The organism is Dactylosporangium sp. NPDC005555 (genome assembly GCF_040605635.1).
Taxonomy (GTDB): domain Bacteria; phylum Actinomycetota; class Actinomycetes; order Mycobacteriales; family Micromonosporaceae; genus Dactylosporangium.
The window spans coordinates 147,776-174,688 of the sequence record NZ_JBEXDG010000015.1; the positions used below are offsets into that span (position 1 = coordinate 147,776).

General features: G+C 72.6%; 23 protein-coding genes and 1 pseudogene. 13 read left to right on the forward strand and 11 right to left on the reverse strand.

Annotated elements, in window-relative coordinates; all coding sequences use genetic code 11:
* Positions 1–205: 205 nt before the first annotated feature.
* A complete protein-coding gene (locus tag ABZS58_RS19470) occupies positions 206–1,291 on the reverse strand; it encodes a DUF1996 domain-containing protein (RefSeq protein WP_354783262.1) in 1,086 nt (361 codons plus the stop codon).
* A 316-nt stretch (positions 1,292–1,607) separates the two neighbouring features.
* The gene (locus ABZS58_RS19475) at positions 1,608–4,391 is read right to left on the reverse strand and encodes an FAD-binding and (Fe-S)-binding domain-containing protein (RefSeq protein WP_354783264.1); all 2,784 of its coding nucleotides are present in this window, start codon (positions 4,389–4,391) and stop codon (positions 1,608–1,610) included.
* Positions 4,392–4,407: 16 nt separating this feature from the next.
* Between ABZS58_RS19475 and ABZS58_RS19480 the strand changes: the two genes are divergently transcribed.
* Entirely contained in the window at positions 4,408–5,067 is a 660-nt protein-coding gene (locus ABZS58_RS19480) for a GntR family transcriptional regulator (protein ID WP_354783266.1), read from the forward strand.
* A gap of 162 nt (positions 5,068–5,229) precedes the next feature.
* On the opposite strand, the gene ABZS58_RS19485 is transcribed toward ABZS58_RS19480, so the two are convergent.
* Positions 5,230–7,857, reverse strand: a complete 2,628-nt coding sequence (locus tag ABZS58_RS19485) for a discoidin domain-containing protein (RefSeq protein ID WP_354783268.1) — start codon at positions 7,855–7,857, stop codon at positions 5,230–5,232.
* A 588-nt stretch (positions 7,858–8,445) separates the two neighbouring features.
* Between ABZS58_RS19485 and ABZS58_RS19490 the strand changes: the two genes are divergently transcribed.
* A complete protein-coding gene (locus tag ABZS58_RS19490) occupies positions 8,446–8,601 on the forward strand; it encodes a hypothetical protein (RefSeq protein WP_354783270.1) in 156 nt (51 codons plus the stop codon).
* Positions 8,598–9,275, forward strand: a complete 678-nt coding sequence (locus tag ABZS58_RS19495) for an HAD-IA family hydrolase (RefSeq protein WP_354783272.1) — start codon at positions 8,598–8,600, stop codon at positions 9,273–9,275. Before ABZS58_RS19490 ends, ABZS58_RS19495 begins: the two co-directional genes overlap by 4 nt.
* 699 nt (positions 9,276–9,974) lie before the next feature.
* On the opposite strand, the gene ABZS58_RS19500 is transcribed toward ABZS58_RS19495, so the two are convergent.
* The 3 genes and pseudogenes from ABZS58_RS19500 to ABZS58_RS19510 all read right to left on the reverse strand — a co-directional run bounded on the left by ABZS58_RS19500 (position 9,975) and on the right by ABZS58_RS19510 (position 11,380).
* Positions 9,975–10,505 carry a hypothetical protein gene (locus ABZS58_RS19500; protein WP_354783274.1) on the reverse strand — a complete coding sequence of 177 codons (531 nt, stop codon included), beginning with the start codon at positions 10,503–10,505 and terminating at the stop codon, positions 9,975–9,977.
* Positions 10,506–10,578: 73 nt separating this feature from the next.
* A pseudogene (locus tag ABZS58_RS19505) lies at positions 10,579–11,202 on the reverse strand (HEAT repeat domain-containing protein); the annotation flags it as partial.
* Positions 11,180–11,380, reverse strand: coding sequence for a hypothetical protein (locus ABZS58_RS19510; protein WP_354783275.1), 201 nt, complete (start codon positions 11,378–11,380; stop codon positions 11,180–11,182). The gene ABZS58_RS19510 and the pseudogene ABZS58_RS19505, both read right to left, overlap by 23 nt.
* A 58-nt stretch (positions 11,381–11,438) precedes the next feature.
* Between ABZS58_RS19510 and ABZS58_RS19515 the strand changes: the two genes are divergently transcribed.
* Complete coding sequence (locus tag ABZS58_RS19515) at positions 11,439–11,870, forward strand: GNAT family N-acetyltransferase (protein WP_354783277.1); 432 nt, start codon at positions 11,439–11,441, stop codon at positions 11,868–11,870.
* A 29-nt stretch (positions 11,871–11,899) separates the two neighbouring features.
* Positions 11,900–12,073 (forward strand): hypothetical protein, encoded by a 174-nt coding sequence (locus ABZS58_RS19520; RefSeq protein WP_354783278.1) that lies wholly within the window; start codon positions 11,900–11,902, stop codon positions 12,071–12,073.
* Between the two features lie 70 nt (positions 12,074–12,143).
* Here ABZS58_RS19520 and ABZS58_RS19525 read toward each other — a convergent pair whose 3' ends face one another.
* The gene (locus ABZS58_RS19525; protein ID WP_354783280.1) at positions 12,144–13,547 is read right to left on the reverse strand and encodes an MFS transporter; all 1,404 of its coding nucleotides are present in this window, start codon (positions 13,545–13,547) and stop codon (positions 12,144–12,146) included.
* A 65-nt stretch (positions 13,548–13,612) separates the two neighbouring features.
* Here ABZS58_RS19525 and ABZS58_RS19530 point away from each other — a divergent pair, with 65 nt between their 5' ends.
* Positions 13,613–14,587, forward strand: a complete 975-nt coding sequence (locus tag ABZS58_RS19530) for a winged helix-turn-helix domain-containing protein (protein ID WP_354783282.1) — start codon at positions 13,613–13,615, stop codon at positions 14,585–14,587.
* Positions 14,588–14,625: 38 nt separating this feature from the next.
* Here ABZS58_RS19530 and ABZS58_RS19535 read toward each other — a convergent pair whose 3' ends face one another.
* Positions 14,626–15,180: a TIGR03086 family metal-binding protein gene (locus ABZS58_RS19535; protein WP_354783284.1), complete on the reverse strand. Its 555-nt coding sequence runs from the start codon at positions 15,178–15,180 to the stop codon at positions 14,626–14,628.
* 133 nt (positions 15,181–15,313) lie between these two features.
* Here ABZS58_RS19535 and ABZS58_RS19540 point away from each other — a divergent pair, with 133 nt between their 5' ends.
* Positions 15,314–15,436 carry a hypothetical protein gene (locus tag ABZS58_RS19540; RefSeq protein WP_354783286.1) on the forward strand — a complete coding sequence of 41 codons (123 nt, stop codon included), beginning with the start codon at positions 15,314–15,316 and terminating at the stop codon, positions 15,434–15,436.
* 9 nt (positions 15,437–15,445) lie between these two features.
* On the opposite strand, the gene ABZS58_RS19545 is transcribed toward ABZS58_RS19540, so the two are convergent.
* The 3 genes from ABZS58_RS19545 to ABZS58_RS19555 all read right to left on the reverse strand — a co-directional run bounded on the left by ABZS58_RS19545 (position 15,446) and on the right by ABZS58_RS19555 (position 17,240).
* On the reverse strand, positions 15,446–15,916 hold the full coding sequence (locus ABZS58_RS19545; RefSeq protein WP_354783288.1) for a group 1 truncated hemoglobin: 471 nt from the start codon (positions 15,914–15,916) through the stop codon (positions 15,446–15,448).
* 193 nt (positions 15,917–16,109) lie between these two features.
* Complete coding sequence (locus ABZS58_RS19550; RefSeq protein WP_354783290.1) at positions 16,110–16,508, reverse strand: cupredoxin domain-containing protein; 399 nt, start codon at positions 16,506–16,508, stop codon at positions 16,110–16,112.
* A gap of 153 nt (positions 16,509–16,661) precedes the next feature.
* Positions 16,662–17,240, reverse strand: a complete 579-nt coding sequence (locus ABZS58_RS19555; RefSeq protein WP_354783292.1) for a copper resistance CopC family protein — start codon at positions 17,238–17,240, stop codon at positions 16,662–16,664.
* Between the two features lie 89 nt (positions 17,241–17,329).
* On the opposite strand from ABZS58_RS19555, the gene ABZS58_RS19560 reads away from it, so the two are divergent.
* From ABZS58_RS19560 to ABZS58_RS19585, 6 genes are all read left to right on the forward strand, one after another.
* A complete protein-coding gene (locus ABZS58_RS19560) occupies positions 17,330–17,581 on the forward strand; it encodes a copper chaperone PCu(A)C (protein WP_354783335.1) in 252 nt (83 codons plus the stop codon).
* 1 nt (position 17,582) lies between these two features.
* Complete coding sequence (locus ABZS58_RS19565) at positions 17,583–18,839, forward strand: Dyp-type peroxidase (RefSeq protein WP_354783294.1); 1,257 nt, start codon at positions 17,583–17,585, stop codon at positions 18,837–18,839.
* Positions 18,840–19,120: 281 nt separating this feature from the next.
* On the forward strand, positions 19,121–20,155 hold the full coding sequence (locus ABZS58_RS19570; RefSeq protein ID WP_354783296.1) for a multicopper oxidase domain-containing protein: 1,035 nt from the start codon (positions 19,121–19,123) through the stop codon (positions 20,153–20,155).
* A 21-nt stretch (positions 20,156–20,176) separates the two neighbouring features.
* Entirely contained in the window at positions 20,177–24,112 is a 3,936-nt protein-coding gene (locus ABZS58_RS19575; RefSeq protein WP_354783298.1) for a ThuA domain-containing protein, read from the forward strand.
* Positions 24,109–25,899: a copper-binding protein gene (locus tag ABZS58_RS19580; protein WP_354783300.1), complete on the forward strand. Its 1,791-nt coding sequence runs from the start codon at positions 24,109–24,111 to the stop codon at positions 25,897–25,899. Before ABZS58_RS19575 ends, ABZS58_RS19580 begins: the two co-directional genes overlap by 4 nt.
* The gene (locus ABZS58_RS19585) at positions 25,899–26,870 is read left to right on the forward strand and encodes a hypothetical protein (protein WP_354783302.1); all 972 of its coding nucleotides are present in this window, start codon (positions 25,899–25,901) and stop codon (positions 26,868–26,870) included. The genes ABZS58_RS19580 and ABZS58_RS19585 overlap by 1 nt, the downstream gene beginning before the upstream one ends.
* Positions 26,871–26,913: the final 43 nt, after the last annotated feature.

A 26,913-nucleotide genomic window follows, 5' to 3' on the forward strand; every position in this document is an offset into this window, starting at 1 on the left:
CCGCGGGCCGCCGCTGTCCCAGGCGACCGCGGCCGAGTTCGAAATCCACCACCCTGTGCCGCTGCCGACGCCGTACCGCCCGTTTCGCGACCGAACTCGGCGACGGCGCCGACGGACACCTACGCTCCCGAAGCGGTCGAGCATGCCCGGCCGGCCCTGGCGAATCGGTGGTCGGAGCTCGCGTCCGTGGGGCGGCTGCGGGACGTCAGGTCTGGTAGCCGTTGTTGTCGCAGGTGCGGCGCTGCTGGATGCAGTTCTTCGTGCGCTTGTTCATGGTGGCGGTGTCCCAGACGACGAAGGCGTCGCCGTGCATCGAGGAGGCGCTCTTGCCCTCCTTGTCCGAGGACAGGTAGTAGCCCTGCTCGGTGCCTTTCGCGCCGTACTGGATGTCGAACGTGATGGCCGGGATCTTCACCGGGTGGCTGGCCGGGCAGGCGTTGCCGGAGCCGTACTTGACGTGGTCCTTGTGGTTGGGGCTGTCCAGGTGCTTGCCGTCCCAGCAGTCCGGGAACTGCAGCATGAAGTGCAGGGTGGCGTTGCCGCCGCAGATGGGCCAGTTGCCGTTGGTGCTGCGGGCGACGCCGTCGAGGTCGCCGGGGCCGTAGAACGCGCAGTAGAACTGGCCGCTCGCACCGCGCGGCGTCGGCTGGCGTTTCGTGGCGTCGCCGCTGATCATCCGCAGGCCGGTCGGCATCGGCATCTGGTTGGCCGGGTTGCTCATCAGCGAGCGGTAGTAGACCCGGAAGCCGGTGGTCTCCACGGGTTTGCCGGTGCCGTTGTCGTACAGCGTCGGCACCCAGTACGCCGAATGGTCCAGGACCGGCTTGCACGTGGTGGCCGTGAACTTCGTCAGGTCCTCGGCCGTGGTGCTCGCCTTGACCGCCTTGTTGCCGACGAACGAGTGCATGTGCGACGAGCCGGGCAGGCCGGGGAAGACGATCGGGTCGTCGGCCAGGGAGTGGCTGTACTGGCAGTCCGCCCGGAACTCCGGCAGGTTGCCGACGCCGGCCGGGACGGGGTCGGCCTTCAGCGCCTGGTACGCGTCGACCTGCGCCTTCCACGCGCCGTCGACCGGGATCCAGCCGCCGGCGGGCGCTTTCGGCGGGGCGGCCGCCGACGACGACGAGGGTGCCGCGGAGGCCGGACCCGCAACGCCCGGCGCGCTGCCCAGCTCCGGTCGACCGGCTTCCGGCGACGAGTACGCCACGGGGTCGGACGGCGCGGCATCGCCGGACCGACCGGCCAGATAGGCGCCGGCCGCGACCACGACGACGACAACCCCGACGGACACGGCGATCAGACCTCGCACGCGCCGGCTCAGCGGCTCACGGACCGGCAACACGACTCCCCAGCAAGCACGGACGACCAACGCCGCCGTGATGCTAGGCGAACCTCACCGCCGCCCGACAGGGATCTAAAGCAACCTTAATCCGCGACACGAAATTACCGCTCCCGCCGGGCCGCGGTGATCAGCCAGGCGCGGGAGTCGAAGGTGACGCCGCTGCCGGTGTCGTGTTCGTCGACGGCGGCCCGCAACCGGCGGCGCGCCGGTGCGGGCGGAGCTCGGCGTCGTCGTCGAACATGCCACCACCGTAGCCACGGGACGGTCAGGGCGCTGGTTTGGACAGCGCGCCGTCGAGCAGCTCCGCCAGGTGCACGGCCGGGCGGTCGCGCAGGTCCGCGACCTGGGTGCGGCAGGAGAACCCGTCGGCGAGGACGACCGCGCCGGGTGCCGCGTCGAGCGCCGGCAGGAGGTTCTGCTCGGCGACGGCCAGGGAGACCTCGTAGTGGCCGATCTCGACGCCGAAGTTGCCCGCCAGGCCGCAGCAGCCCGCGAGCCGCCGGACCGTCGCGCCGGTGGACCTGAGCAGGTCGGCGTCGGCCTGCCAGCCGAGCACGGCGTGGTGGTGGCAGTGCGGCTGGGCGACGATGTCGACGCCGGACAGGTCGGGCGGGGTCCAGCCGGGCGTCTGCGCGAGCAGCTCGGCGAGGGTGTGCACCGATCCGGCGACCACCGCCGCGTCGGCGTCGCCGGGGAGCAGCTCGTGGATGTCGGAGCGCAGGACCGCGGTGCACGACGGCTCGATGCCGACGATCGGCACACCGGCGTGCGCGTCGGGTGCGAGCGCGGCGACGGTGCGGGTGAGGATCTTCTTCGCGGCGTCGAGCTGGCCGGTGGTGATCCAGGTCAGGCCGCAGCAGACCGATCCGGACGGCAGGCGCGGTTCGTAGCCGGCGGCGCGCAGGACACTGACCGTCGCGGCGGCCACGGACGGGGAGAACGCGTCGGAGAACGAGTCGGCGAACAGCACCACCGGTTTGCCCGGCGTCGGCGAGGGCTTGAAGGTGCGCCGGAACGGGCGGCGCGCGAAACGCGGCACGGAGCGCCGCTTGTCGACGCCGGCCAGCCACAGGAGGAACCCGCCGAGCAGCGGCAGGCGGATGCCGAGGTTCGCCAGCCGCGGCGTCCAACCGGCCAGGCGCGCCCAGAACGGCAGCTTCCCGAGGGTGTAGTGGGAGCGCGGGCGGAGCCTGCCGCGGTACGTCTGGTGCAGCACCTCCGACTTGTAGGTGGCCATGTCGATGCCCGTCGGGCAGTCCGACGCGCACCCCTTGCAGGACAGGCACAGGTCGAGCGCGTCGTGCACCGACGGGTCGGACCAGGCGAGCTCGCCGCGGACGACCTCCTGCAGCACCCGGGCCCGGCCACGGGTGGAGTCCTTCTCCTCGCGGGTCGCCAGGTAGGACGGGCACATGACCCCGCCGGCGGCGGAGTTGTCCGCCCGGCACTTCCCGACGCCCGTGCAGCGGTGGACGGCCTGCGCGAGGTCGCCGCCGTCGTGCGGGTACGCCAGTGCGAGGCCCTTGACCGGGAAGCGGCCCGCTGGTCGTACATCGGCGTCGACCGGATCCGGATCGACGAGCACACCGGGGTTGAGCAGGTTGCCGGGGTCGAACGCGTGCTTGATCCCGGCGAAGAGGGCGATCGCGTCCGGTGAGTACATGTGCGGCAGCAGTTCGGACCGGGCGCGGCCGTCGCCGTGCTCACCGGACAGTGAGCCGCCGAACTCGCCGACGAGCCTGGCCGCGTCGGTGAGGAACTCGCGCAGGACCTTGGTGCCGCCGGGCTCGTCGAGCGGGTAGTCGAGGCGGACGTGCATGCACCCGTCGCCGAAGTGCCCGAACGGCGCGGAGGTCATCCCGTACGACGCGACGAGCTCGTCGAACCGCGCCAGGTACGCGCCGAGCTGCTGCGGCGGCACGGCGGCGTCCTCCCAGCCGGGCCACGCCGGACGGTCGGAGGGGGCGCGGCCGGCGAGCCCGGCGCCGTCCTCCCGGATGCGCCACAGCTGCGCCTGCACGACCGGGTCGGTGACGACGAGCGCGTCGTCGCCGATGGCCGCGGCGGCGAGGACCCGCGCCCGCGCCTCGACCTCCCCGAGGTCGTCGCCGGCCAGCTCCACGAACAGCCACGCGCCGCCGGCGGGCAGCGGCGGCACGGCGGACGGCCCGCGGCGGGCGCGCAGCACCGCGATCAGCCGCGAGTCGAGCCCCTCGCAGGACGTCGGCCCGTGCGCGACGACGGCGGGCGCGGCCTCCCCGGCGGCGACGATGTCGCGGAACCCGAGGACGACGACGACCCGCACGGGGGCGTCGACGACCAGTTTGACGGTCGCCCGCGTGATGACGGCCAGGGTGCCCTCGGAGCCGACGAACGCCTGCGTGAGGTCGAACCGCTCCGGCAGCAGGTGGTGTACGGCGTAGCCGGACACCTGGCGGCCGAACCGGTCGAACTCGGTCCTGGCGGTGGCGAGATGCTTCGCCATGACGGCGCGCACCGCGTCGACGATGGCGCCGTGCGGCTCCTGGTCGGTCACGAGCGTGTCGCCGGCCGCCGTCAGGAGCTCCAGGCCGGCCACGTTGTCGGAGGTCCGCCCGTACGCCAGGGAGCGCGAACCGCACGCGTTGTTGCCGATCATCCCGCCGATCGTGCACCGCGGATGCGTCGACGGGTCGGGGCCGAAGCGCACCCCGTGCGGCATGACGGCCTTCTGCAGCACGGCGTGGACGGTGCCGGGCTCGACGACCGCGGTCCTGGCCTCCGGGTCGATGCTGAGGACGCGGTTGAGGTGGCGGGAGAAGTCCAGCACGATGCCCCGCCCGACGGCGTTGCCGGCGACCGACGTGCCGGCGCCGCGGGACGTGACCGGCACCCCGGTCTCCCGGGCGACGGCGAGCGTGGCGGCGACCTCGTCGACGTGCCGCGGCCGGACCACCGCCAGGGGCGGGATCCGGTACAGCGAGGCGTCGGAGGAATACATCCCCCGGGTGCCGGCGTCGGCCCGGACCTCGAGCCCGGCCCGCTCCAGCGCACCCACCACGTCAGTCATAGGTAACATGTTACTCATGCCGTCGCTGCGCCTGCCCACCGAGGCCACCTCACTCGCCGACGCGGTCGCCCAGGCCGTCCGCGCCGGCATCGCCGCCGGCGAGCTCGTGCCCGACCGGACGTACTCGGTGTATCAGCTCGCCGAGCTGCTCGGCGTCTCCCGCAGCCCGGTCCGGGAGGGCATGCTCCGCCTGGCCGAGGCGGGCCTGGTCGCGATCCGGCGCAACCGCGGCTTCAGCGTCCTGCTCCCCCGCGCCCACGACATCGAGGAGATCATCGAGATCCGCCTCGCCCTCGAACCCCCCGCCGCCCGCAAGGCCGCCGTCCTGGCCACCGACGAGCAGCACGCCGCCATCCGCGCCGCCCTCGACACCATGGCCGCCGCGTGTTCGAAGGGCGACGAGGCCGCCTTCTGGCCGGCTGACCGCACGCTGCACGACCTGCTGCTGCACGCCGCCGGCAACACCCGCGCCGCCGCCATCGTCGCCCAGCTCCGCTCCACCACCGCCCTGCTCGGCCCACCCACGACGGCCTCCGGCCGCACCCTCACCCAGATCCACGCCGAGCACGAACCGGTCGTCGCCGCCGTCATCGCCCGCGACGGCCCCGCCGCGGAGACCGCCATGCGCACCCACCTCGAGGTGACCGGCGCCCTCCTGGTGGCGAACCTGCCGTGACCACTACCGTGGCCAACGCTTCGAACCCGCCGGTGCACCGTCGTCGTCGGCGCCGAGGAGCGTCGCCGGATGCCGCGAACGCCGGGGCACGGCAGACGGCCACCGGTGCGGGTCGCACCGGTGGCCGCCTGGTTCACATCAGTGTTGCGTCGGGGGTGGGGGTCAGGGGTAGTTCACGACCTGGCGCGGGGTGGTGTTGCCGGCGGGGTTGGGGACGGCGCCGCCGGTGTCGTTGACGACGTTGGCGATGGTGCCGACGTCGCCGAGGGAGACGGTGATGACGCTGTGGAGCCGGACGCCGGTCCGGTTGGGCACCTCGAAGCCTCGGTCCACACGGACGGCGGGGTTGACGTTGAAGTAGCAGTACACGCCGCCGCCCCACAGTTCGTGGTCGGTGACGCTGTCGGCGACCTTGTAGGCGGCGTAACCGTTGCCCCGGGGGCCGATCCAGGCTGCCTGGTTGGGCACGTCGTACGGCTTCTCGTTCTGGAAGAAGATCGTCTTGCCGCGGTTGCCGTTCCAGATCACTTCGTACTTCTGGTAGTGCTCGACGAACAGGCCGGTGGCAAGGACGTCGTCGCCGTTCACGAGGAGGCCGGTGTCGCCGGTGTTCACCGTCCAGCCGGTGGGTGCGCCGCCATGGTCGGCCCGCCAGGCCCAGATGTGGTCGATGATCGTGTCGTCGCTGTGCACGGCGAGGGTGGTGGTGGCCTTGCCCTGGACGCTGCTGCCGATGCGGAAGAACACGTCCTGGATGCTGATCGGGTTCGCCGCGTGGTCGGTGTGCGCACCGGCCGTGCCGACGGTCATCAGCGTGGGGCTGTTGGTCGTGCCGGCGTCGAAGGTCAGGCCGCTGACCTTGACCCCGTTGACGTCGGCGATGTTCAGCGCCTCGACGCCGTTGACCGGGATCAGGGTCGGGTAGCCGATGCCGGTGACCACCGTGTCGGCCCGGGTGACCCGGATCGTCTGTTCGAGGGAGTAGGTGCCCGGGGTGAAGAACAGGTTCAGGCCCTGGGCGAGGGCGGAGTTGATCCGGGCGGCGCTGTCACCGGGCTTGGCGACGTAGAACTGCCGCATCGGGATCGAGGTGCCGGGGGTGTTCGGCCAGGTGGCACCCGCGGAGTTGCGCCGGATGGACGGCACGAAGACGCGGTACAGGCCGGCACTGTCGACGTACAGGTAGGGCTTCTCCCGGGTGACCGGAGTGGTCGCCAGGGTGGTGTGCGGCGGGTTCGGGAACGCGTTCGCCGGAGCGCCCTGCACGCCGGAGTAGACCATGTTCCACACGCCGCCGTCCCAGCGCTGGATCCGGCTGTCGCGGGTGTACCACTGCTGCTGCGAGCCGGAGGTCACGTAGCCGTCGACGATGGAGTCGGCCAGGTAGCCGCCGCTGGAGTAGCCCTGCCCGTTGTCCTGGTTGGACGGGGCCAGGCTCAGGTTGCCCTTGATGTGCACGCGGCGCATCGGGGCGGCCTGGGAGACGGCCCACCGGTTGATGCCGCCCTCCGGCACGATCGACAGGTTCTCCATGCTGCGCCAGAAGTTCTGGGTCGCGTTGGACTCGTCGCCGTAGTTCCAGCCGGAGTCGACGTTGACCGCGCCGTTGATCGTCACGTCGTCGGGGTTGATGCCGAGACCGGCGACCGTGGTGTAGAAGCCGATGTTGGCCCACACGCGCCCGTACGTGCCGGGCTTGAAGAGGAACACGTGGCGCTGGGTGCCGAACTGCGCGGTCGGGCTGCGCAGCTGCGCGTTGAACGCCGCGTCGACGGCCGCCTGGATGGTCGCCGCCGACGAGGACCCGTCGAAGATCCGCACGTTCGGACCGAAGTCGGGGGTGTCGGACGTCGGCAGGGTCGGCGTGCTCGGCGACGTAGAGGTGGAGGGCGAGCTCGACGTGGTGGGGCCGGAACCGGTGAAGACCTGGAACTCCCACAGCGAGTAGCCGTAGACCGTGGCCCGGGCGGTGCCGTTCACGCGCACGTAGCGACCGGTCGTCGTGGTGACGGCCGGGGTCTGCACGCCACCGGTGCCAGCGGTCGTGCTGTAGATGTTCGTCCAGCTCGTGCCGTTGGTGGACACCTGGATCTGGTAGGCGGTCGCGTACGCGGCCTCCCAGTTCAGCGAGACGCCACAGACGGACACGGCGGAGCCCAGGTCGACCTGGAGCCACTGCGGGTCAGCGGCCGCGCTGGACCAGCGGGTGCCGGTGTTGCCGTCGAACGCGGCCGAGGCCGGGGTACCGGCGTTCTCCGTCGACGACGCGGTGGCCGTCTTGCCCTGCGCCGCGTTGGTGGTGCCGCATCCGCCCGGGGTGTCGGGGGTGCCGCCGAAGACCTGGAACTCCCACAGCGAGACACCCCACTGGGTCGCCTTCGCGGTCGCGTTGACGCGCACGTAGCGGCCGGTCCCGGTGACCGGCAGGCTCTGCTGGCCGCCGGTGCTGGTCGTGGTGGAGTAGACGTTCGTCCAGGTGTTGCCGTCGGCGGAGGTCTGGATCTGGAAGGCGGTGGCGTACGCGCCCTCCCAGTTCAGTGCGACCCGGGTGATCGACTGGGCGGAGCCGAGATCGACCTGGATCCACTGCGGGACGCTGAAGGTGCTCGACCAGCGGGTGCCCGTGTTGCCATCGGTCGCGCTGCTGGCGGGGGTACCGGCGTTCTCCGTCGACGAGGCGGTCGTCGGCCGGCCCTGCGACAGCAGGGTCTCGGCCGCGTCGGCGCGGGTCGTGACCACGACGATGTACGTGACCAGCATGGCCACGACCGCGGTCACGATGGCGGCCATGCGCAGGGTGCGCCGGCTCGTCAATGATCCGGATGAACGTCGATGGCCGGGGCGGGGTTCCGACCATTCCATAGGGACTCCTTCGTGAAGCTGAGGTGTCGGCGGTGTGTCAGGGTGTGAGAGAGCGCTCTCGCAGACGTCACTTTGAACGGTCCTTGGAGAGGTGTCAATGCTTCACGAGGAACGAACGACCTCTGAACAGTGCTGTCCCACGCGCAGGCCAGGGTGCCGTAACGGAGCGCTGACCAGCGACGCCCGCTGATTGCTGACACCTGGGAGCGCTCTCTGAAGCGCTTGACCACGACCGGACGCGTCCGGCTTCGACGCGAGCCGAACCGGGCCGCTACGCACCCAATGCCAGCAATCCGGCACACTGTGTGATCGCCGGACGTCGGGCTGGCCCGGTCGTACCCGTCGGCCCATGGAGATCGGACGCAGGCAGCTGCTCATCGGCGCGCCGGGCTCGTCGCGGTATCGCTCGCGGGCCTGGCCGAACCGGGCTCGCCGCGGGCGTCGGCGAGCGGGTGATCGAGGTGGTCGCGACGCTGCCACCGCCCGCGTTACGCGACTGGTTGACCGTCGCGCTGGGTGCGCAGAGACTTGCGCACTCACCTGGTGCGCGTCGAGGAGGCCGGCCGGGCAGGGCTGCTCGCCTATTTCGGCTGCGACCTCACCGGGGCCGGTGCGACCGCGCCGGCCGGGCGCCAGGCGCAGAGGCCAGGATTGGGATACTGGCCGCTGTGACGATCAAGGCGCTGATCTTCGACTTCGACGGCCTGCTGATGGACACGGAGACCACGCTGCTGGAGAGCTGGTGCTGGGAGTGGCGGCGCCACGGCCTGGAGCTCGATGCGGCCGGCTTCTTCGCCGACCACGGCGGCGACGCGAACGAGCCGCGTTACGCCGCGCTCGCCGCGGCGGTCGGACCGGACTACGACCGCGAGTCCAGCCACGCGCTGCGGATGGCGTACCGGGCCGAACTGAACGCGGCGCTGGAGACGGCGCCTGGCATCGTCGGATGGCTGGACCGGGCCGCGGAGCTGGGGCTGCGGCTGGCGGTGGCGAGCAGTTCCCCGATCACGCACGTGGGCGCGATGCTGGATCAAGCCGGGCTGCGGGCGCGGTTCGAGGTGCTGGCGACCGGCGAGGAGGTGGCCGCGCACAAGCCGCACCCGGCTGTCTACCTGATGGCGCTGGAGCGGCTCGGGCTGCCGGCGGAGGAGGCGGTCGCGTTCGAGGACACCGCGCACGGCGTGGCGGCGGCGCACGCGGCCGGGCTGCGCTGTGTGGCGGTGCCGAACCCGCATGCGAACGACGCCCGCTTCACTGCCGCGGACCTGCTGCTGCCCAGCGCCGGGGACCTGTCCCTGGACGCGGTCCTGGCCCGACTGGCTCGACGCGCGGGCCGTCTGCGGTGAGTGCAGCCGGCGCACGCCAACAGCGTTCCCGTGCGGCAGCAGGGCGGCGGCGAGTTGCTCACCGTGCGGACGGTCAGCGCCGTTTCGATGCCAGCGTCCGAACCGCGGCAATGACAGCCCCGATCACTGCGAAAATGCCAAGCGTGGTCAGGACTTCCGCCACGCCAGCGGATCAAGGTGGCTGCACACCATCCGCGGCTGATCAAAACGTTCGTGGTACGCGGGCACGGTGGCCCGAGCCCGGGTACATCAGACTGGCCAGGTGATCAGTGAGGTTGACGGATGGCCGGTGGGCGAGTGCATCGATGATCTCGCGGTGTATGCGATGGCGCAGGGCGCGGAGGGCTACGACGTCGACGAAGTACGCCTCTGCAGGTGCGCCGTGTGCGGCGGCCAGGTCTTCAGCGTCCATGGGGACCTCGAGAGTCTTTGGAATGCGCCAATTCGGCTATTGCAGCTCAGGACGTCACGCCCTCGCTCGTCGACGCCGAGGAGCGTCGGCGCACCCGGCCACCGGCACGCGGCGAGATGCTCCAGCAGCCGGTGGACGAACGCGGCGTCGCCCGGCGGCGGCTTGCGCACGGTGTCCCCGACCCGGACGGCGTCACTGACGAATCCGCCCCTCCAGGCGCTGCTCCGGCACCGCACCACCGCAGCCGCCCGCGGCCGCCCACGGCAGGGCGTCGACGTCCGGCCGGCTCAGCCGGCGGGGCGCCGGCGGCGGCGCAGCAGGTTGGCCGCCACGACCGGCAGCGCGTTGAGCAGGACGCCGAGGCCGCAGGCCAGCCAGGCGACCTGTGCGGCGCCGAGCCCTTGCGGCGCGAGGACCAGCCCAGCGATGACCGCCGTCTTCGCCGTGTGCCGGGCCACCCGCAGGACGGTGAGCCAGACCGGCCCGTCCTCGGTGTCCTCTGCCGCTTCCCGCACGCGGTAGCGGTCGCGCAGCTTCCCGATCAGCGCGGTGACGCCTTCGACGATCCCGGTCAGGACGGAGAACAGCAACGCCCACAAGGCGATCTCGCTGACGCCCGCGCCGCCGGTCACGGAGGGCGCAACGGCACCTGTCAGGGCGAACACGGCGAACGCGGGCACCCACGTGATCGCGCACCCGACCACCACCATCAGCAGGATTCCGGCGGGGCCGATCCGGGGCCGCACCGGCTCCTCCAGACTCGCCCGCACCGAGTCCGGCGCCCAGACGATGCCGTGACCCGGGCCCTGCGATGCCATGCCCGACAGCGTAGCGAAGACCTGCAATCAGAACGGTCGTGCCGACCCGAGGTCCAGTGCCCGCACTGCGGCGCGGCCGCGGTCGAGGGTCGCTCGTCAGACGAGGCAGCGGCTCGGCGAACCGGGGGTCCGAGCCGGCCTGCTCGAGGGCGGTCAGGGCGTTGTGCCGCACGTCCAGGCTGGTGTCGCGCAGCGGGGCGGCGACGAGCGCCTCGGACACCGCGGCGTGGGCGGTGAACAGGCCGAGGGATGCCGCCGCGTGCTGACGGACGACCTCGTCGTCGTCGCGCAGCGCCGCTGTGACTGCCCGGCTGCCCGCCCGCGGACGTCGGGATCGGCGGGCGGCCCCAGGCAGAGGACCGCATCGCGTCGATGCGGTCGAGGTCGCCAGCGGCCGAACCCGGCGAGGACCGGGTTGGTGCCGCGGTAGTAGTGCAGGGCGCCGACGCCGACCGCCCAGCCGCGGCCGCGCAGCCAGGTGGCGTCGTCGGCACCGGAGCCGGCCAGGAACGTGGGGCGAGCGCTGGCCGGAGCCCGGGCCGGTCGACAGCGGCGCACAGATGGTGATGATCGCCGACGTGCCACCCGCGCTCCACCTGCTGCAGATGAGTGCGCGCCGCTGGGTCCTAGGGGGCCTGGATAACCCGTCGGCCGCACCCCGATCCCGCAGAGCGTCACTGGAGCGGGCCGGTGCCATTCACCCGACGCAGTCGCCTCTCACGACGCACCATGAAGACCCAGCCCGCGACGGTGACGGCGAGGCCGGTGAGCAGCAGGGTCGGAACCGCGCCGCGCATCTCATCGTCGGTCTGCAGGTACACGCCGCCGGGTATGAGAACGACGGCGAACCCGACCGTCAGCACCGCGAAGGGCAATTCGGGACCGCAGGGAAGCGGGGAGCAGGGGAGCAGGGGAGCAGGGCACAGTGCTGGGATGGGCGTCGCGGTGGAGCGGGTCGGCAGTGTCACGGACGAGGTCGTCGCGGCGTTCGGGCGGTTGATGCCGCAGCTGTCGCGGTCCGCGGCGCCGCTGGACGCGGCGGCGCTGGAGACGGTGCTCGCGTGGCCGGGCAACCGGGTGCTCGCGGCGCGCGTCGGCGGTGTGGTCGTCGGGGTGCTGACGCTGGTCCTGTTTCCGGTCCCGACCGGGCTGCGGGCGAGGATCGAGGACGTGGTCGTCGACGAGGCCGCCCGGGGTCACGGTGCCGGTGCGGCGCTGACCCGGGAAGCCGTGCGGCTCGCGCACGCGGAAGGCGCACGCACCGTCGACCTGACGTCCCGGCCCGGCAGGATCGCCGCGAATCGGCTGTACGAGCGGCTCGGCTTCAAGGTCCGCGACTCCAACGTGTACCGGTACGCCGGATAGGAGACGATGACGACCCGCTGCGCGACGGGATGCGGTTGTCCGTGCGGCTGCGGCACGACTTCACGGTGACCGACGCGGACCGGCTGCTCGCCGCCGCCCGGCGCGTCCACCGCGAGCCGCACCCGGGCGGGACCCAGCAGGACGCGGTGCGAGCGGTGACCTGCGCCGCGCACGCTGCTGGAGCAGGCTGGGCTGTCCGGTGAGGCGCTCGGTGCCCGGCTTGCCGGCTACGCGGCCGAGGGTTGGAACCCGGCGGGTCCAGGGGTCAGGCGGTCATCGACGAGCCGGATCCGTTGAGGGCCGGATGGGACCGTCTCCGGACCGGGGACGTGTTCGCGTTGCCGGCCGAGCAGGACGGTTGAGGGCGGCCCGGATCAGCGGCGCCACCAGTACCGTGGCAGCGCCGGCGGACGCGATGGCCATGGCAGGTGAGGTCAGCTCCGCGACGGCGCCGAACACGAGCGGCCCGACGCCCTGCAGGGCCATCATGCCGGTGGAGAGCAGGGCGAAGAGCTGGCCGCGGCGGTCCTGCGGGGCGGCGGCGAGGAAGGCGCGTTGCAGGCCGAGGCCGTAGGCGAATCCGGTGCCCGCCACGACCAGCAGCCCGACCAGGACCGGCAGCGGTGGTGCGGCCAGGACGGCGATGAGCGGTGCGCCGAGGACGATGAGGAACGGCGCGGACAGCCGCTCCCGCAGGCTCGGCCGCAGGAACCGGCCGGCGACGAAGTTGCCGAGCAGCATGCCGACGGCGGGGGCGGCCATGAGGACCGCGCCGGTGCCGGACGGGAGGCCGCGGCTGCCGGCGTACGCGACGAGGAGCGCCTCACCGCCCGCGACGAACGCCGACGGCAGCCACTGCGCGAGCAGCAGCCGCCGGACCGTGCGGTCACCGAGCAGCGCACCCGCACCGGCCAGACTGTCGCGCACCGCGCCGCCGCGAGCCGGTGCAACGGTCGCGGCCGGTGCGGAGCCGGCGGCGGCAGGCGGAGCGGCGACGACGCCCGGGCTGTCGACGGCTGGACCAGCGACGGCAAGAGAGCCGGCGACGGAAGAGCCAGCGGCGGAAGAGCCGTCGGCGGCCGGGCGGGGAGTGGAGGGCAGGCCGTAGCGGACCGCGACGGCGGCGGCGACGTGGCAGGCGGCGGCGAACAGCAGCGCCGGGCGCGGACCCGCGGCGGCGACGGCGATCCCGCCACCGGCCAGGCCGAGCAGCTGCGCGGCGGACGAGGACATGTTCGACACCGAACGGCCGAGGACATAGGCGTCGCCGGTCAGCCGATCGGCGATGACCCGGGCCGCCGAGCCCGCGAACACCGGCGTACCGCAGGCGATCACCGCGACAAGGGTCAGGCTGACCGCGACCGGCAGGTCGAGCACCCCCAGCGCCGCCGCGAGCAGCGCCTCCACCGCATAACCCGCGACGATGAGCGGCCGCGGCCGGAGCCGGTCGGTCAGCGCGCCGAGCAGCAGCCCGCCGACGACCTGCGGCAGGAACCCCGCACCGAACGCGAGCGCGCTCAGCAGCGGCGACCCGGTGCTCGCGTAGACGAGGACGGACAGCGCGAAGATCTGCAGCGAGTTCGCGCCGATCGCGAGGGTCCGCGCGACGAACAGGGCGCGGAACGACGGCTCCGCGAACACCTCGCGGTAGGTGGCCGGGCGGTCGACGACGGTCATGCCACGAGCCTGCGGGTGCGCACGGACGGCAGCGAATGATTCGCCACAGGGCGTAAGGTCGAGGGATGCTGCGGTTCGTGGTCGGGGCCGAGGACCTGCTGCGCACCCGGTTCGCCCTGTCGCCGATCTTCGAGCTGCACCACCTGCTCCGCGCGCTGAGCAGCCCGCATCGCCACGGCGTGCCGGAGGCGTGGCTGGCGCGGCTGCGGCCACGGTTCGCGCCGCTGCGGCACGACCCGGCCCTGGAGGCGGTCCTGGCGCTGCACCTGCCGGGGTCGGGCGCCACGTTCTTCTCGCCGCCGCCGCACGGCCTGGCGCAGGGCATCGACGACGACCTAGCCGCCATGCGTGCCGCGCCCGCCGCCGGTGCACGGGAGGAGATCGACTTCTACCTGCGGGACCGCCGTGACGTGTCCGACGCGGCGAGGGCGGTGCTGACCGGGCCGGGCACCGTCGACCGGCTCGCCGACCTGCTGGCTGCCGCGTGGGAGGCGCTGCTCGCCGACGACTGGCCGCGGCTGCGGCTGCTGTGCGAGCGCGACGTCGTGCACCGCGTCGGCGAGCTCGGCCGCGCCGGCTGGGCCGCCGCCCTCGCCGGCCTGCACCCGAAGGTCCAGTGGCGCGACGGCGGCATCGACCTGCGCGTCCGTGCCCGCCGCGAGACCGGGCTCGACGGTGAAGGGCTCCTGCTGGTCCCGTCGGTGTTCGTCTGGCCGGACATCGCCGTGTACGCCGACGACCCGTGGCCCAAGGCGATCGTCTACCCGGCGCGCGGCGTCGGCACGCTCCTGGAACACGGCCCGCCGGAGGCGCCAGCCCACCTGTCGGCGCTGCTCGGCCGGTCCCGGGCGCTGCTGCTGGCCACCCTCGCCGACCCGGCCAGCACGAGTCAGCTCGCCCGCGCGTTCGGCATGGCGACCGGCGCCGTCGGCGACCACCTCGCGGTCCTGCACCGCTCCGGCCTCGTCGAACGCGCCCGGTCGGGCCGGTCCGTGCTCTACCGCCGCACCCCGCTCGGCGATGCCCTGGCCGGGAGCTGACGCGGGCGCACCTTGCTCGGCGACGCCCTGGCCGGGAGTCAGCGCGGGTCGCGGCCGATGAAGGCGAGCAGCCGGGTCTGGGCGTCGGCGTCGGCGGGGACCTCGACGCGCGGGCCGTAGTGGCCGCTGCCGCGCATCGCGTCCTCCATCGCCAGCATCCCCTCGAGCATCGCCGCGCAGCGGTCCTGGTCGAGGCGCTCGTCCTGGCCGGTGGCGCGGGCGAGGTCCCACGTGTGCATGAAGACGTCCGCGGTGTAGAACTGGCTGATCGCCGCGTCGAGCGGGATGTCGCCGATGTGCGGGTTGGACAGGACGCGGTCGGCGCAGGACGGGTCGTCGAGGACGGCCTGGACGCCGTCGCAGTGCACCTGCCAGGCGGCGACCGGGTCGTCGGCCACCTTCGGGCCCTGCGGCAGGTCGATGCCGGCGCCGGCGCGCAGGAAGCCGGGGAACCATTCGACGAGATGCCCGACGACGTCCCGGGCGACCCAGCCCTCGCACGGCGCCGGGTCGTCCCAGCCGCCGGCCGGCACGCCACGGACCCGGTCGGTGAACCTGCCGGCGATGTCCCGGTGTTCTTCCGCTGCACTCATCCGGTCACGCTAACGCCTGTCGACGGCCGGTGGTGGCCCGTTGACCGGAACGTGAACCGTTTGAGGATCCGGGCGTGGGGAACCCATGCATGCAGACAAATATCGCCGGAACGCATGTATCGGAGGAGCAGTCATGCCCTGGGTCAGAGGACATTACGCACGGCCCCCACGCGGCCGCCGGGGACCCGTGGGCGCCGGCGCGATCATCGCCATCGCGGTGGTCATCTTCGTCGTGATCTACCTGCTCACCCGCTGAGCGGGTGGGTCAGCCGCGGGACCGCTGGTTGGCCTTGCGGCGCAGCCAGCCGGTCAGCGACCGGCGACCGGCCGGCTGCGCGGCGAGGGGCCGCGGTGACGGGGCGGCGACGATCTGGTCCCGCACGGCGGTGAGCGTGTCCGCCACCCGGAAGATGATGTCGGTGTCGACATCGGACCTCCACAGCAGCCCCGTCAGGTACTGCGCGACCCGGTCGTAGTGGGCGCCCGTCACCTCGAGGTGGCGGTGCGCCGCGGCGAGGTCGCGGCCGTCGTACGTGACAGGCCCGCCGAGCACCTGGCTGAGCAGCAGCACCTGGTGGCGTTTGACGCGGGCGATGTCCATGCCCGTGAAGTAGCCGGCCAGCTCGGCGTCGGCGAGGACGAGGTCGTAGAACCGGTCGACGACGGTGCGGATCGCCGGCGCGCCGCCGATCCGGTCGTAGTCGGACACGCTCGGCATCACGGTGGAGTTCGTCATGTCGGGGGGCCACCTCGTCGGTCTTCGCCGCGGATTCCCGCGGCAGGGGAACAATCGGACACCCGGTCAACGGCACGGCACCGGCGGGGACGCGGGGTCCGGGCTCCGGTGTCCGGGACGTCAAAAAGGGCCGGGTTGCTGACCTGCGGGGCTCTCCGGAGGTACCGGCGAAGAACGACCGAACGGACGACGGTCAGCGGACCACCAGCTGGACGAGCAGCAGGTGCCCGCCGTGCGTCTCGATCTCGAACATGCCGGTCGTGTCGGCGCGGAACTCCAGCGTCGCCGGGCGGCCCGGTTCGAGGACGGCGCGCCGGTCGTACCCGTGGACGTGCAGCTCGTCCGGTGCGTCGGAGGTGACGGTCAGCCGGATGGTGCTGCCCTTGCCGACCTCGACGCGCCCGACGGGCGGCTCGGCCCGGCCCCCGGTGATGGTGACGCTGATCGACCGGTCCTGCGGCGCGGTGCTCGAATCGCCTGCGCTGCTGCGGTACAGCAGCGTGACGACGATCCCGGCGACGACGAGGACGGCGACGGCCACGATCCGGTAGACGGTGTCACGGGACCGGGCGGGGGTGGCGGTGGTGGTCACGGCGGTTCCTTCAACGGGAGCACGACAAGGGCGCCCCGGCCGCCGCGCCGGGGATGCGAACGGGCCTCAGCGTAGCGGCCCGCCCGCCCCCACCGCGAGTGCTGAGCAGATAGGTCCGGGGGTTGGTCACGCGAGCATCAGCGAACCCCTGCCTCAGTTGCGCCGGCGCCGGGTCCGCAGGACGACGCCGCCGAGGACCAGCAGCACCGCGAGCCCGCCGAGCGCCGCCCACCACAGCCCGGCGCCGGAGCCGCTCCCGTCCGACACCGGGTCCGCCGCCGCGGTCGGCGCGGCGGCCGACGACGCCGCGGGCGAAGGCGAAGGGGACGGCGAAGCGGAAGGCGACGGTGGCGGGGCAGGGGCCGCGTTGGTGAACGTGAACTGGCCTTCGAGCGGATGCCCGTCGCCGGCGGCGGTCCGCCAGACGACCGTGACGAGCCCCGGTGGCAGCGCCTTGACCGGCTGGCTGAGGGTCTTGTCGACCGACTTCGGCATGCCGTCGCTGTAGGAGACGCCGTCCGCGCCGGTGACCACGATCGTGCTGAACTGCTGCTTCACCATCTCCGTGAACGTCAGCGTCACCGCCGTCAGCGGCGCGGTGACCGTGGCGCCCTTGGCCGGGTCGGTCTTGACCAGGGTGGTGTGCGCCCAGGCCGGCGCCGGGGTCAGCAGCATCAACAACACCGCGGCGGCGGCGGCCAGGCTCGCGCGGAGCGTCACGTGCAGTCGCATACACCAATCCTGGACCCTGCACCCACCGGACCGTCGCACGGGGTCGCCGGGAACTTTCCGAGCGGCGCGCCCGACCAACTCGTGGAAGGATCACGACCACCGTCGACGGGAAGATGGCGATGCGACCGAAGGACGGCGGGTTCGTCATCCCCGCCAACGGCAGCCACGAGTTCAGGCCCGGCGGCGACCACCTGATGCTGATGGACGTGACGACCGAGGTGAAGGCCGGTGACCAGGTGAGTTTCACCCTCACCCTGCAGGGCGGCGGGACGGTGTCCTTCACCGCGATCGGCAAGGACTTCGCCGCCGGCAACGAGTCCTACCTGCCCGGCATGGGCTGACATGAGCGATCGTCCGCCAGCGCCGGCCGCCGGCCCGGTCAGCAGGCGCGCCCTGCTGACCGGTGGCGCCGTGACCGCCGCGGTGACGGCCGGGGCGGTCGCCGTCGGCGCGTCCGTGCTCGGCGGCGGCGACGGTACGGTCACCGCACCGCCGAAGGACGTGCTCTACGGCGGTCAGATGGTGCCCTTCCACGGACCGCACCAGGCGGGGATCGCGACCCCGGCGCAGGCGCACGGCGCGTTCGTCGCGCTCGACCTCGCCGCCGGCGTCGACCGGGCCGCGCTGCGCCGGCTGATGCTGCTGCTGTCCGACGACGCGGCCCGCCTCACCCAGGGCCGCGCGCCGCTCGCCGACGGCCAGCCCGAGCTCGCCCAGGTGCCGGCCAGGCTCACCGTCACGTTCGGCTTCGGCCCGCGGCTGTTCGACGCCGCCGGGCTCGCCGACCAGCGGCCGGCGACCCTGCTGCAGCTGCCGGCCTTCAAGATCGACAAGCTGCAGGAGCGGTGGTGCGGCGGTGACCTGCTGCTGCAGATCTGCGCCGACGACCCGCTCACCGTCGCCCACGCGCAACGGATGCTGGTCAAGGACAGCCGGTCGTTCGCCACCGTCCGATGGGTGCAGCGCGGCTTCCGCCGGGCGCACGCCATGCAGGACGACGGCGTGACCCAGCGCAACGTCCTCGGCCAGCTCGACGGCACCGGCAACCCGGCGCCCGGCAGCGACGCGTTCGCCGGCGCGGTCTGGCGCACCGCCGCAGACGGCGGCCCGGCGTGGCTGCACGGCGGCACGACCGTCGTCCTGCGCCGGATCCGGGCCGAGCTGGAGGCGTGGGACGCCGCCGACACCGCCGGCAAGGAGTTCGCCGTCGGCCGGCGCCTGTCCGACGGCGCCCCGCTGACCGGCCGGCACGAGCAGGACCCGCCGGACCTCGCCGCGAAGAACGAGCTCGGGCTGACCGTCATCTCCGAGTTCTCCCACGTGGCCCGCGCCCACGTGGCCGACGACCGGCAGCGGATCTTCCGCCGCCCGTACAACTACGACGAGCCCCCCACCGCGGACGGCACCGCCGACTGCGGGCTCATCTTCGCCTCGTTCCAGCGCGACGTCGGCAACCAATTCCTGCCGATCCAGCGCAACCTCGCCGAGGCCGACCTGCTCAACGAGTGGGTGACGCCGATCGGCTCCGCGGTCTTCGCGGTCCCCCCGGGCTGCGAGCCCGGCGGCTGGATCGGCCAGGGCCTGCTGGGCAGCGCCTGACGCCGGACGTGGAAGCGCGCAGCCGGCCGGCCGCCGGGGTACTGAGCACGATTTCGCATATCCCGTTGTCCGGTTGGTGCCTTACAGTGGGCATCTGCTCATAGAGTGCCATCTTTATAGATACAAGTCTTTACTTTGGTTCGGCCCGTGCATAAGTTGGCCGTAGATCGACAAAAGTAAATCGATCGCCTGACGCGACGGGGAAGCCGTAAGCCTGCCACCGCCCTTTCCGGTCGCGGTGCGAACAACCCTGCCCCGCGCGCGAGACCGAAGGGGGATGGATGTTCCGCCGACTCACGTCGCGCAGGTCGATGCTGATGGGAGGCGCTCTGGCGGCGTCGGCCGCCGGCCTCGGCACCGCGCTCACGCCGGGGCTCGCCCGGTCGTCGCGGCAGACCTACCGCCCGGTGCTGGCGGCGGGGGCGACCCGCCGCGTGACGATCTACGCCGAGGCGCTGCCCGGCAACCTGTACGGCTACGGCCTCGCCCCCGGCCAGGCCACCGTCCCCGGGCCGACGCTGGAGATGTACGAGGGCGACACCCTCGAGGTCACGCTCGTCAACACGACCAGCCAGCGGCTGTCGATCCACCCGCACGGCGTCGACTACAGCACCGGGTCCGACGGCAGCCCGCTGCACAACTCGTTCAACAACCCCGGCGAGACCAGGACCTACACGTGGCGGTCGCATGAGATGACCGCCGTGGCCGGCCGGCGGTACATGCCCGGCAGCGCCGGCTACTGGCACTACCACGACCACGCGATGGGCACCGACCACGGCACCGGCGGGGTGGCGCGCGGCCTGTACGGGGCGCTGACCGTCCGCCGCCGCGGCGACATCCTGCCGGACAAGCAGTTCACCGTCGTCTTCAACGAGATGATGATCAACAATAAGGTCGCCCCGGACACGCCGATGTTCGAGGCGAACCTCGGGCAGCGCGTCGAGTGGACCGCCATCGGCCACGGCAACCTGTTCCACACGTTCCACCTGCACGCGCACCGATGGGCGGACAACCGCACCGGGATGCTCGAAGGTCCCGCCGACCCGAGCCTCGTCATCGACAACAAGGACCTCAACCCAGGCAGCTCCTTCGGGTTCCAGGTGCTCGCCGGCGAGGGCGTCGGCCCGGGCGCCTGGATGTACCACTGCCATGTCCAGTCCCACTCCGACATGGGGATGGCAGGCCTGTTCCTGGTGCGCAACGCCGACGGCAGCATGCCTGCCGGCGCCCAGGAGGCCATCGACCGCTTCCGCGGCCACGTGCACAGCCCCGCCGCCGCTGCTGCCCAGCCGCACGTCCACGTGCACGGCGGCTGAACCAACCGACGAAGGAGCCTCATGAGGTTCACAACCTGGCGGCGCTCGATCGCCGCCGCCGTCGCGCTGACCTTGTTGCAGACCGCCCAGCCCACCTTCGCCGCGCCCGCGGCACCGAAAGCACCGCTCGCCGCGGCCGGCGTGGACGTCCTCGTCTTCCACGGTCCGGCCGCCGAGCAGCAGGACCCCGTCGCCCGCGCCACCGCCGAGATCACCGAGGTCGCCCAGGACAGCGGCATCACCGTCACCGCCTCGTCCGACCCCGCCGTCTTCACCGCCGCCAACCTCCTCAAGTACCGCGGCATCGTCTTCCTGTCCGCCACCGGCGCCGTGCTCAACCGCGACCAGGAGACCGCGCTGCAGGCCTACGTCAAGGCCGGCGGCGGCTTCCTCGGCATCGGCGACGCCGCCAAGGCCCAGCCCGACTCGACCTGGTTCACCGGCCTCATCGGCACCCGCCCGGTCGGCGCGATCCCCAACGCGCTGCCGGTGAGCGCGGTGACCGCCAGCGCCGAGAACCCGCCCAACGAGACCAAGGAGAAGCTCACCGACGGTAACTCCGGCACGAAGTGGCTGACGTTCGCCACGACCGGCTGGGTGGCGTACCAGCTGAGCACCCCCGCGGCGGTGAACGGCTACGCGCTGACGTCCGCCAACGACTTCCCCGGCCGCGACCCGAAGGACTGGACGCTGCAGGGCTCCACCGACGGCACGACGTGGGTCGACCTCGACCGGCGCACCGGGCAGACCTTCGGCGAGCGGCTGCAGACCCGCCGCTTCGAGGTCGCCAACACGACGGTGTACCCGCGGTACCGGCTGAACATCACCGCCAACAGCGGCGAGCCGCTCATCCAGCTCGCCGACCTGCGCCTGTTCGCCGGCGCCGCCGAGCCGCCCGCGCCGCCCGCGGTGCAGCAGGGCGTCGTCGACGTCCTGGACCGGCAGCACCCGTCGACCGCGACGCTGCCGCTGAAGCTGACCCGCTCCGACCGCTGGTACAACTGGGATCCGAACCCGGTCGGCACCGTGCACACCGTCGCGCAGGTCGAGGAGTGGAAGCACGACGCCGGATCCGGCGCCAACGGCCCGTTCCACCCGGTGTCGTGGTGCCGCGACTACGACGGCGGCCGGTCCTTCTACACCGGCATGGGCCACACCGAGGGCAGTTACGACGAGCGGGACTTCCGCGCCCACCTCGGCGGCGCGCTGCGCTGGACCACCGGCGTCGTCCGCGGCGACTGCCAGGCGACGATCGCCGCCAACTACCGCGTCGAGCGGCTCACCGCCGCCAACCAGGCCGGCCAGCTCGACCAGATCGGCGAGGCGCACGGCCTCACGGTCGCGCCCGACGGGTCGATCTTCTACGTCGGCAAGGCCGCATGCCCGAGCGGCCCGGTCGCCGACTGGGCCAACCCGAACGTCGGGCTCGGCTGCGGCACCATCCACCGCTACGACCCGGTGGCGAAGACCGTCAAACTGCTGACGACCCTGCCGGTGATGGGCAACCGGGGCAGCGGCACGGAACTGGTGAAGAACGAGGAAGGGCTGCTCGGCGTCGTCGCCGACCCGGGCTTCGCGCAGAACGGCTTGCTCTACGTGTACTGGATGCCGCACGCGTCCATCAACCGGGACACCCGGATCGGCCAGCGGACCATCTCCCGGTTCACCTACGACAGGGCCGCGCAGAGCATCGACCAGGCCACCCGCAAGGACCTGATCCAGTGGCCGGTGCAGATCCACAGCTGCTGCCACGCCGGCGGCGGGATGGCCTTCGACGAGGCCGGCAACCTGTACGTCGGGTCCGGCGACAGCAACTCCTCCGAGGGCTCCAGCGGCTACTCCGGCAACAACTGGACCGCCGAGTTCGCGGGCACCTCGTTCCAGGACGCGCGGCGCACCGCCGGCAACACGAACGACCTCAACGGCAAGATCCTGCGCATCCACCCGGAGCCCGGCGGCACGTACACGATCCCGGACGGGAACCTGTTCGCGCCGGGCACCGGCAAGACCCGCCCGGAGATCTACGTGATGGGCGTGCGCAACATCTCCCGGCTGCAGTGGGACCCGGTCCGCAACTGGCTGACCGCCGCCTGGGTCGGCCCGGACGCGGCGTCGCCGAGCCCGACGCTCGGGCCCGCCAAGTACGAGACCGCGACCGTCATCACCGAGGCCGGCAACCACGGCTGGCCCTACTGCATGGGCAACCGGCAGCCGTACCGCGACCGCAGCGACACCGACGCCTCGGTGCTCACCGGCTGGTACGACTGCGCCAACCCTCGCAACACGTCGCCGCGGAACACCGGGCTGGTCGACCTGCCGCCGGTGAAGAACAACATGATCTGGTACTCGCCCGACGGCGGCGGACCCGTGTTCCCGCCGCGCGCCGACGGCAGCGGCATCCCCACGTACGTCGCCGCCGACGCCACCTACACCCAGCCGTACCTGCGCGGCGGCGGCCAGGCCGTGATGTCCGGCCCGTCCTACCACCGTTCGCTGGTGAACCAGAACAGTGGCCTCGCGTGGCCGGCGTACTGGGACGGCAAATGGTTCATCGGCGACGAGTCGAACGCCAGCAACCGCATCGCCGTGACCGTCGACCCGGCCGGGGTCGCGACCGCGGCACCGCCGGTGTTCGCCGAGTCGCTGCGGGCGATCATCCCGTCCGGCAGCGGCGACAACCGCCTGCAGTCGTGGATGGACGCCAAGTTCGGTGCGGACGGCGCGCTCTACCTGCTCGACTACGGCGGCGGCTTCTTCACCCTGCACGCCAACCAGAAGCTCATCCGGGTGGCGTACCAGGGCGGCCCGGCGACCCCGGTGCCGGCCGCGACGGCCGTGGCGGTGCAGAGCAAGGCGCTCACCTACGCGTTCAACGGCTTCCGGTCCGGCGGCGTCTCGTGGCGCTGGGACTTCGGCGACGGCGGCACGTCCACCGAGGCGGACCCGCGGCACGTCTACGCCCGGACCGGCTCCTACACCGCGCGGCTGACCGTCACGTACGCCGACGGCACGACGGCCGAGGTGCGCACGAGCGTCGACGTCGACTGCGCGGTGCCGGACGGCCGTGCCACGGTGCACCTCGGCGACACCGACACCGGCGTGCCGAACAAGGTCGCCGGCGGGCACTGCACCGTCAACGACCTCCTCGACGACGAGGGCACCTGGGCCGATCACGACAGCTTCGTGCGGCACGTCTCCGCGGTCGCCGATCGTCTCGTCGCCGACAGGGCGCTCACCGCACGGGAGGCGGGGACGCTCACGCGTACCGCCGCCGGGTCACCGATCGGACGGACCGGCGTCACCGGTTACGAGCCGATCTTCGACGGCACCCCGGCGTCGTTGCGGGACTGGGTGCAGGCGCCGTCCGGGCAGTTCGTGCTCCAGCCCGACGGGACGCTGCGCTCCGACGGCGGCCTCGGCATGCTCTGGTACGGCGCCCGCCCGTTCGGCGACTTCTCGTTCAAGCTCCAGTTCCGCGACATGGCAACGGGAACGAGCCGCGCCAACAGCGGCGTCTTCGCCCGCTTCCCGGATCCGCGGACTCCTTTGGAACAGCGGCCCGCGGGCAGCTGCGGGACCGTCGGGTCGGCGCGCACGTCACCGGCCTGGGTCGCCATCTACTGCGGGCACGAGATCCAGCTGTACGACGGCGACACCGGCGAACCGCAGAAGACCGGCTCCATCTACAACTTCGACCCGGTGCCGATGAGCGGCGCCGGCGCCACCGCCAAGGGCGTGTGGAACGACTACGAGGTCCGCGTCGTCGGGCAGCACTACACGATTTCGAGGAACGGTGTGGTCATCAACGAGTTCGACAACACGCCAGGCAAGCAGTCCTCACGGGCCGGCGACCCGTCCACCGACCTGCGGCAGTTCGCCAGCGGCTTCCTCGGCCTGCAGAACCACGGCACGAGCGACGTCATGGACTTCCGCAACCTGCGAGTGAGGTCGCTGTGATCATCCGACGGGCCCTGCTGGCCCTCGCCCTGCTGGCGGCGGTGCTGGTCGCCCCTCCGTCCACGGCCTTCGCCGCCGACCAGGTGCTGACGTGGACGACCAGCGGCGCGATCACCGGCTACCGGACGGCGCCGACGCAGGCCGTCGCCGGGGCGGCCACCATCGTGTTCGAGAACAGCGAGGCGACCGGCAACACCACCGGGATGCCGCACACGCTCACCTTCGACTCGTCGACGCCGGGCTACAACCACGACGTCGCCGTCAACATCCTCGCCAACCCGTTCGACGCCAACAACGGCCGGCACGAGATGTCCGTGACGCTGACGCCCGGGCGGTACCGGTACTTCTGCATCATCCCGGGGCACAGCCTGATGGTCGGCGAGTTCGTGGTCACCGGCGGCGGCCCGGACACGACGCCGCCGACGGTGACGGCCTCGGTGACCGGCGACGGCACCAGCACCGCGACCGTCACGGTGACCGCGACCGACAGCGGATCCGGGGTGGCCTCGGTCGAGTACCAGCTCGACGACGGCAGCTTCCAGCCGTACACCGCGCCGGTCCGGGTGACCGCGCCCGGGGACCACTCGGTGCAGTACCGGGCGACCGACGCCGCAGGCAACACGTCGGCGACCGGGTCGGTGGCGTTCAGCGTGACCGACCCCGGCCCGGTGGACACCACGCCGCCGACGGTCACCGCGGCCGTGGCGGGTACCCGCGACGGTGCCGGGAACTATGTCGGCTCGGCGACGGTGACGGTCTCCGCGTCCGACGCCGGTTCCGGTGTGGCGCGGGTCGAGACGCAGACGGACGGCGGTGCGTGGGTGGTGTACTCGGCGCCGGTCGTCGTCGGTGCGGTCGGTGCGCACATGGTGCACTACCGGGCGACGGACGTGGCCGGGAACACCTCGCCGGAGGGCATGGCGTCGTTCACCGTCGTCGCGCCGCCGGTCGTGGACACCACGCCGCCCACGGTCACCGGTGTCGTCACCGGTACCCGCGACGGCGCCGGCAACTATGTCGGCTCGGCCACGGTGACGGTCACCGCGTCCGACGCCGGCTCGGGGGTCGCCCGCGTCGAGACGCAGACGGACGGCGGTGCCTGGGTGGTGTACTCGGCGCCGGTCGTCGTCGGTGCGGTCGGTGCGCACATGGTGCACTACCGGGCGACGGACGTGGCCGGGAACACCTCGCCGGAGGGCATGGCGTCGTTCACCGTCGTCGCCCCGCCGGTCGAGGACACCACACCGCCCACGGTCACCGCCGCGGTGACCGGGCGGCAGGACGGCAGCGGCCGGTACGTCGGCGCGGCGACCGTGGCGGTCACGGCGACCGACAGCCAGTCCGGGGTGCGCTCGATCGAGTACACATTGGACGGTGGCGCCTGGACCGTCTACACCGCGCCGGTCGTCGTCCGCGCGGCGGGCGTGCACGCCGTCAGCTACCGCGCCACCGACCGGGCGTCGAACGTCGCACCCGCGCAGTCCGTGGCGTTCACCGTCGTCGCGGACGGCACCGACGCGTGCCCCGGCTCCGACGACCGCCCGCACGTCGTCATCGGCGGTGTCGACTCCGGCGTGCCGAACGTCGACACCGGCAACGGCTGCACCATCAACGACCTGATCGCCGAGCACGCCCCCTATCCCGACCACGCCGCATTCGTCAGGCACGTCGACGCCGTCACCGGACCCCTGGTGACCGCCGGCGTGCTCACCCGCCGGGACCAGGGCGCGATCGTGCGCGCCGCGACCCGGTCCACCGTCCCCCACACTGCCCGAGGAGAATCCTGATGCGCCGTTCCGTTGTCATGGGCGCCGCCCTGTCGCTCGCCGCCACCGCCGCCCTGGTCGGTTCGGCCGCCCAGCAGGCGAACGCCGGCCTGATCACCTACTGCGTCGGCACCGGCGGTGCGGTGACCGTGCCGAACGACCTGTACGTCCCGGCGGGGGAGTCGTGCTCCCTGGAAGGCACCACCGTCACCGGCAACGTCCAGGTCGCCGCGGGCGCCGACCTCGTCGTCAGCAACGGCACCATCAGCGGTGAGGTCCGCGTCGCCGCCAACGGCTACCTCGACGCCACCGCGACCTCCATCGGCGGCCAGGTGATCCTCGCCGCCGGAGGGTTCGGCGTGTACCTGCGCGACGGCAGCACCGGCACGGTCACGTTGCGCCCGAAGGGCACCGCCACGATGGAGGGCTTCCTGTTCGTGGAGGGCACGACGGTCACCGGCAACGTGTCCGTCAGCGTCGGCGAGGCCCGCCTCGACCAGCTGACCCAGGTCACCGGCAACGTCTCCAGCAGCAACGCCTACTACACCGACGTGCACGACTCCTTCATCGACGGCACCCTCTCGGTCCTCAACGCCGCGACCGGCAGCGTCGTCTGCGGCAGCGCCGTCAAGGGCAAGGCCACCTTCGCCGGCAACCTCAGTGGCGTCCAGCTCGGCCCCAACGGCACCCTCGACGGCTGCGCCTCCGGCAGCTACTTCGGCCGCGACGTCAGCATCACCAACACCACCGGCGACGCCTCCCTCGAGGACAACAGCATCAACGGCCAGCTCCAGCTCGCCGGCAACACCCCGGCCGCCCGCGTCGGCGCCGACAACCGCATCCGCGGCGGCGTCACCGGCGCGCAGTCCATGGCCGCCGCCCGGGCCTCGGCGGTCGCCGCGGACCGCGACTCGGCCGGGGAGCGGCACGCGACGGACCGCCGCGCCGGCGCCGTCGACGAAGCGGTCGCGGCGGGACCCGCCCGCCTCTGACGGTGTGTGCGGGGCCGTGGACGCGCCGTCCGCGGCCCCGCCC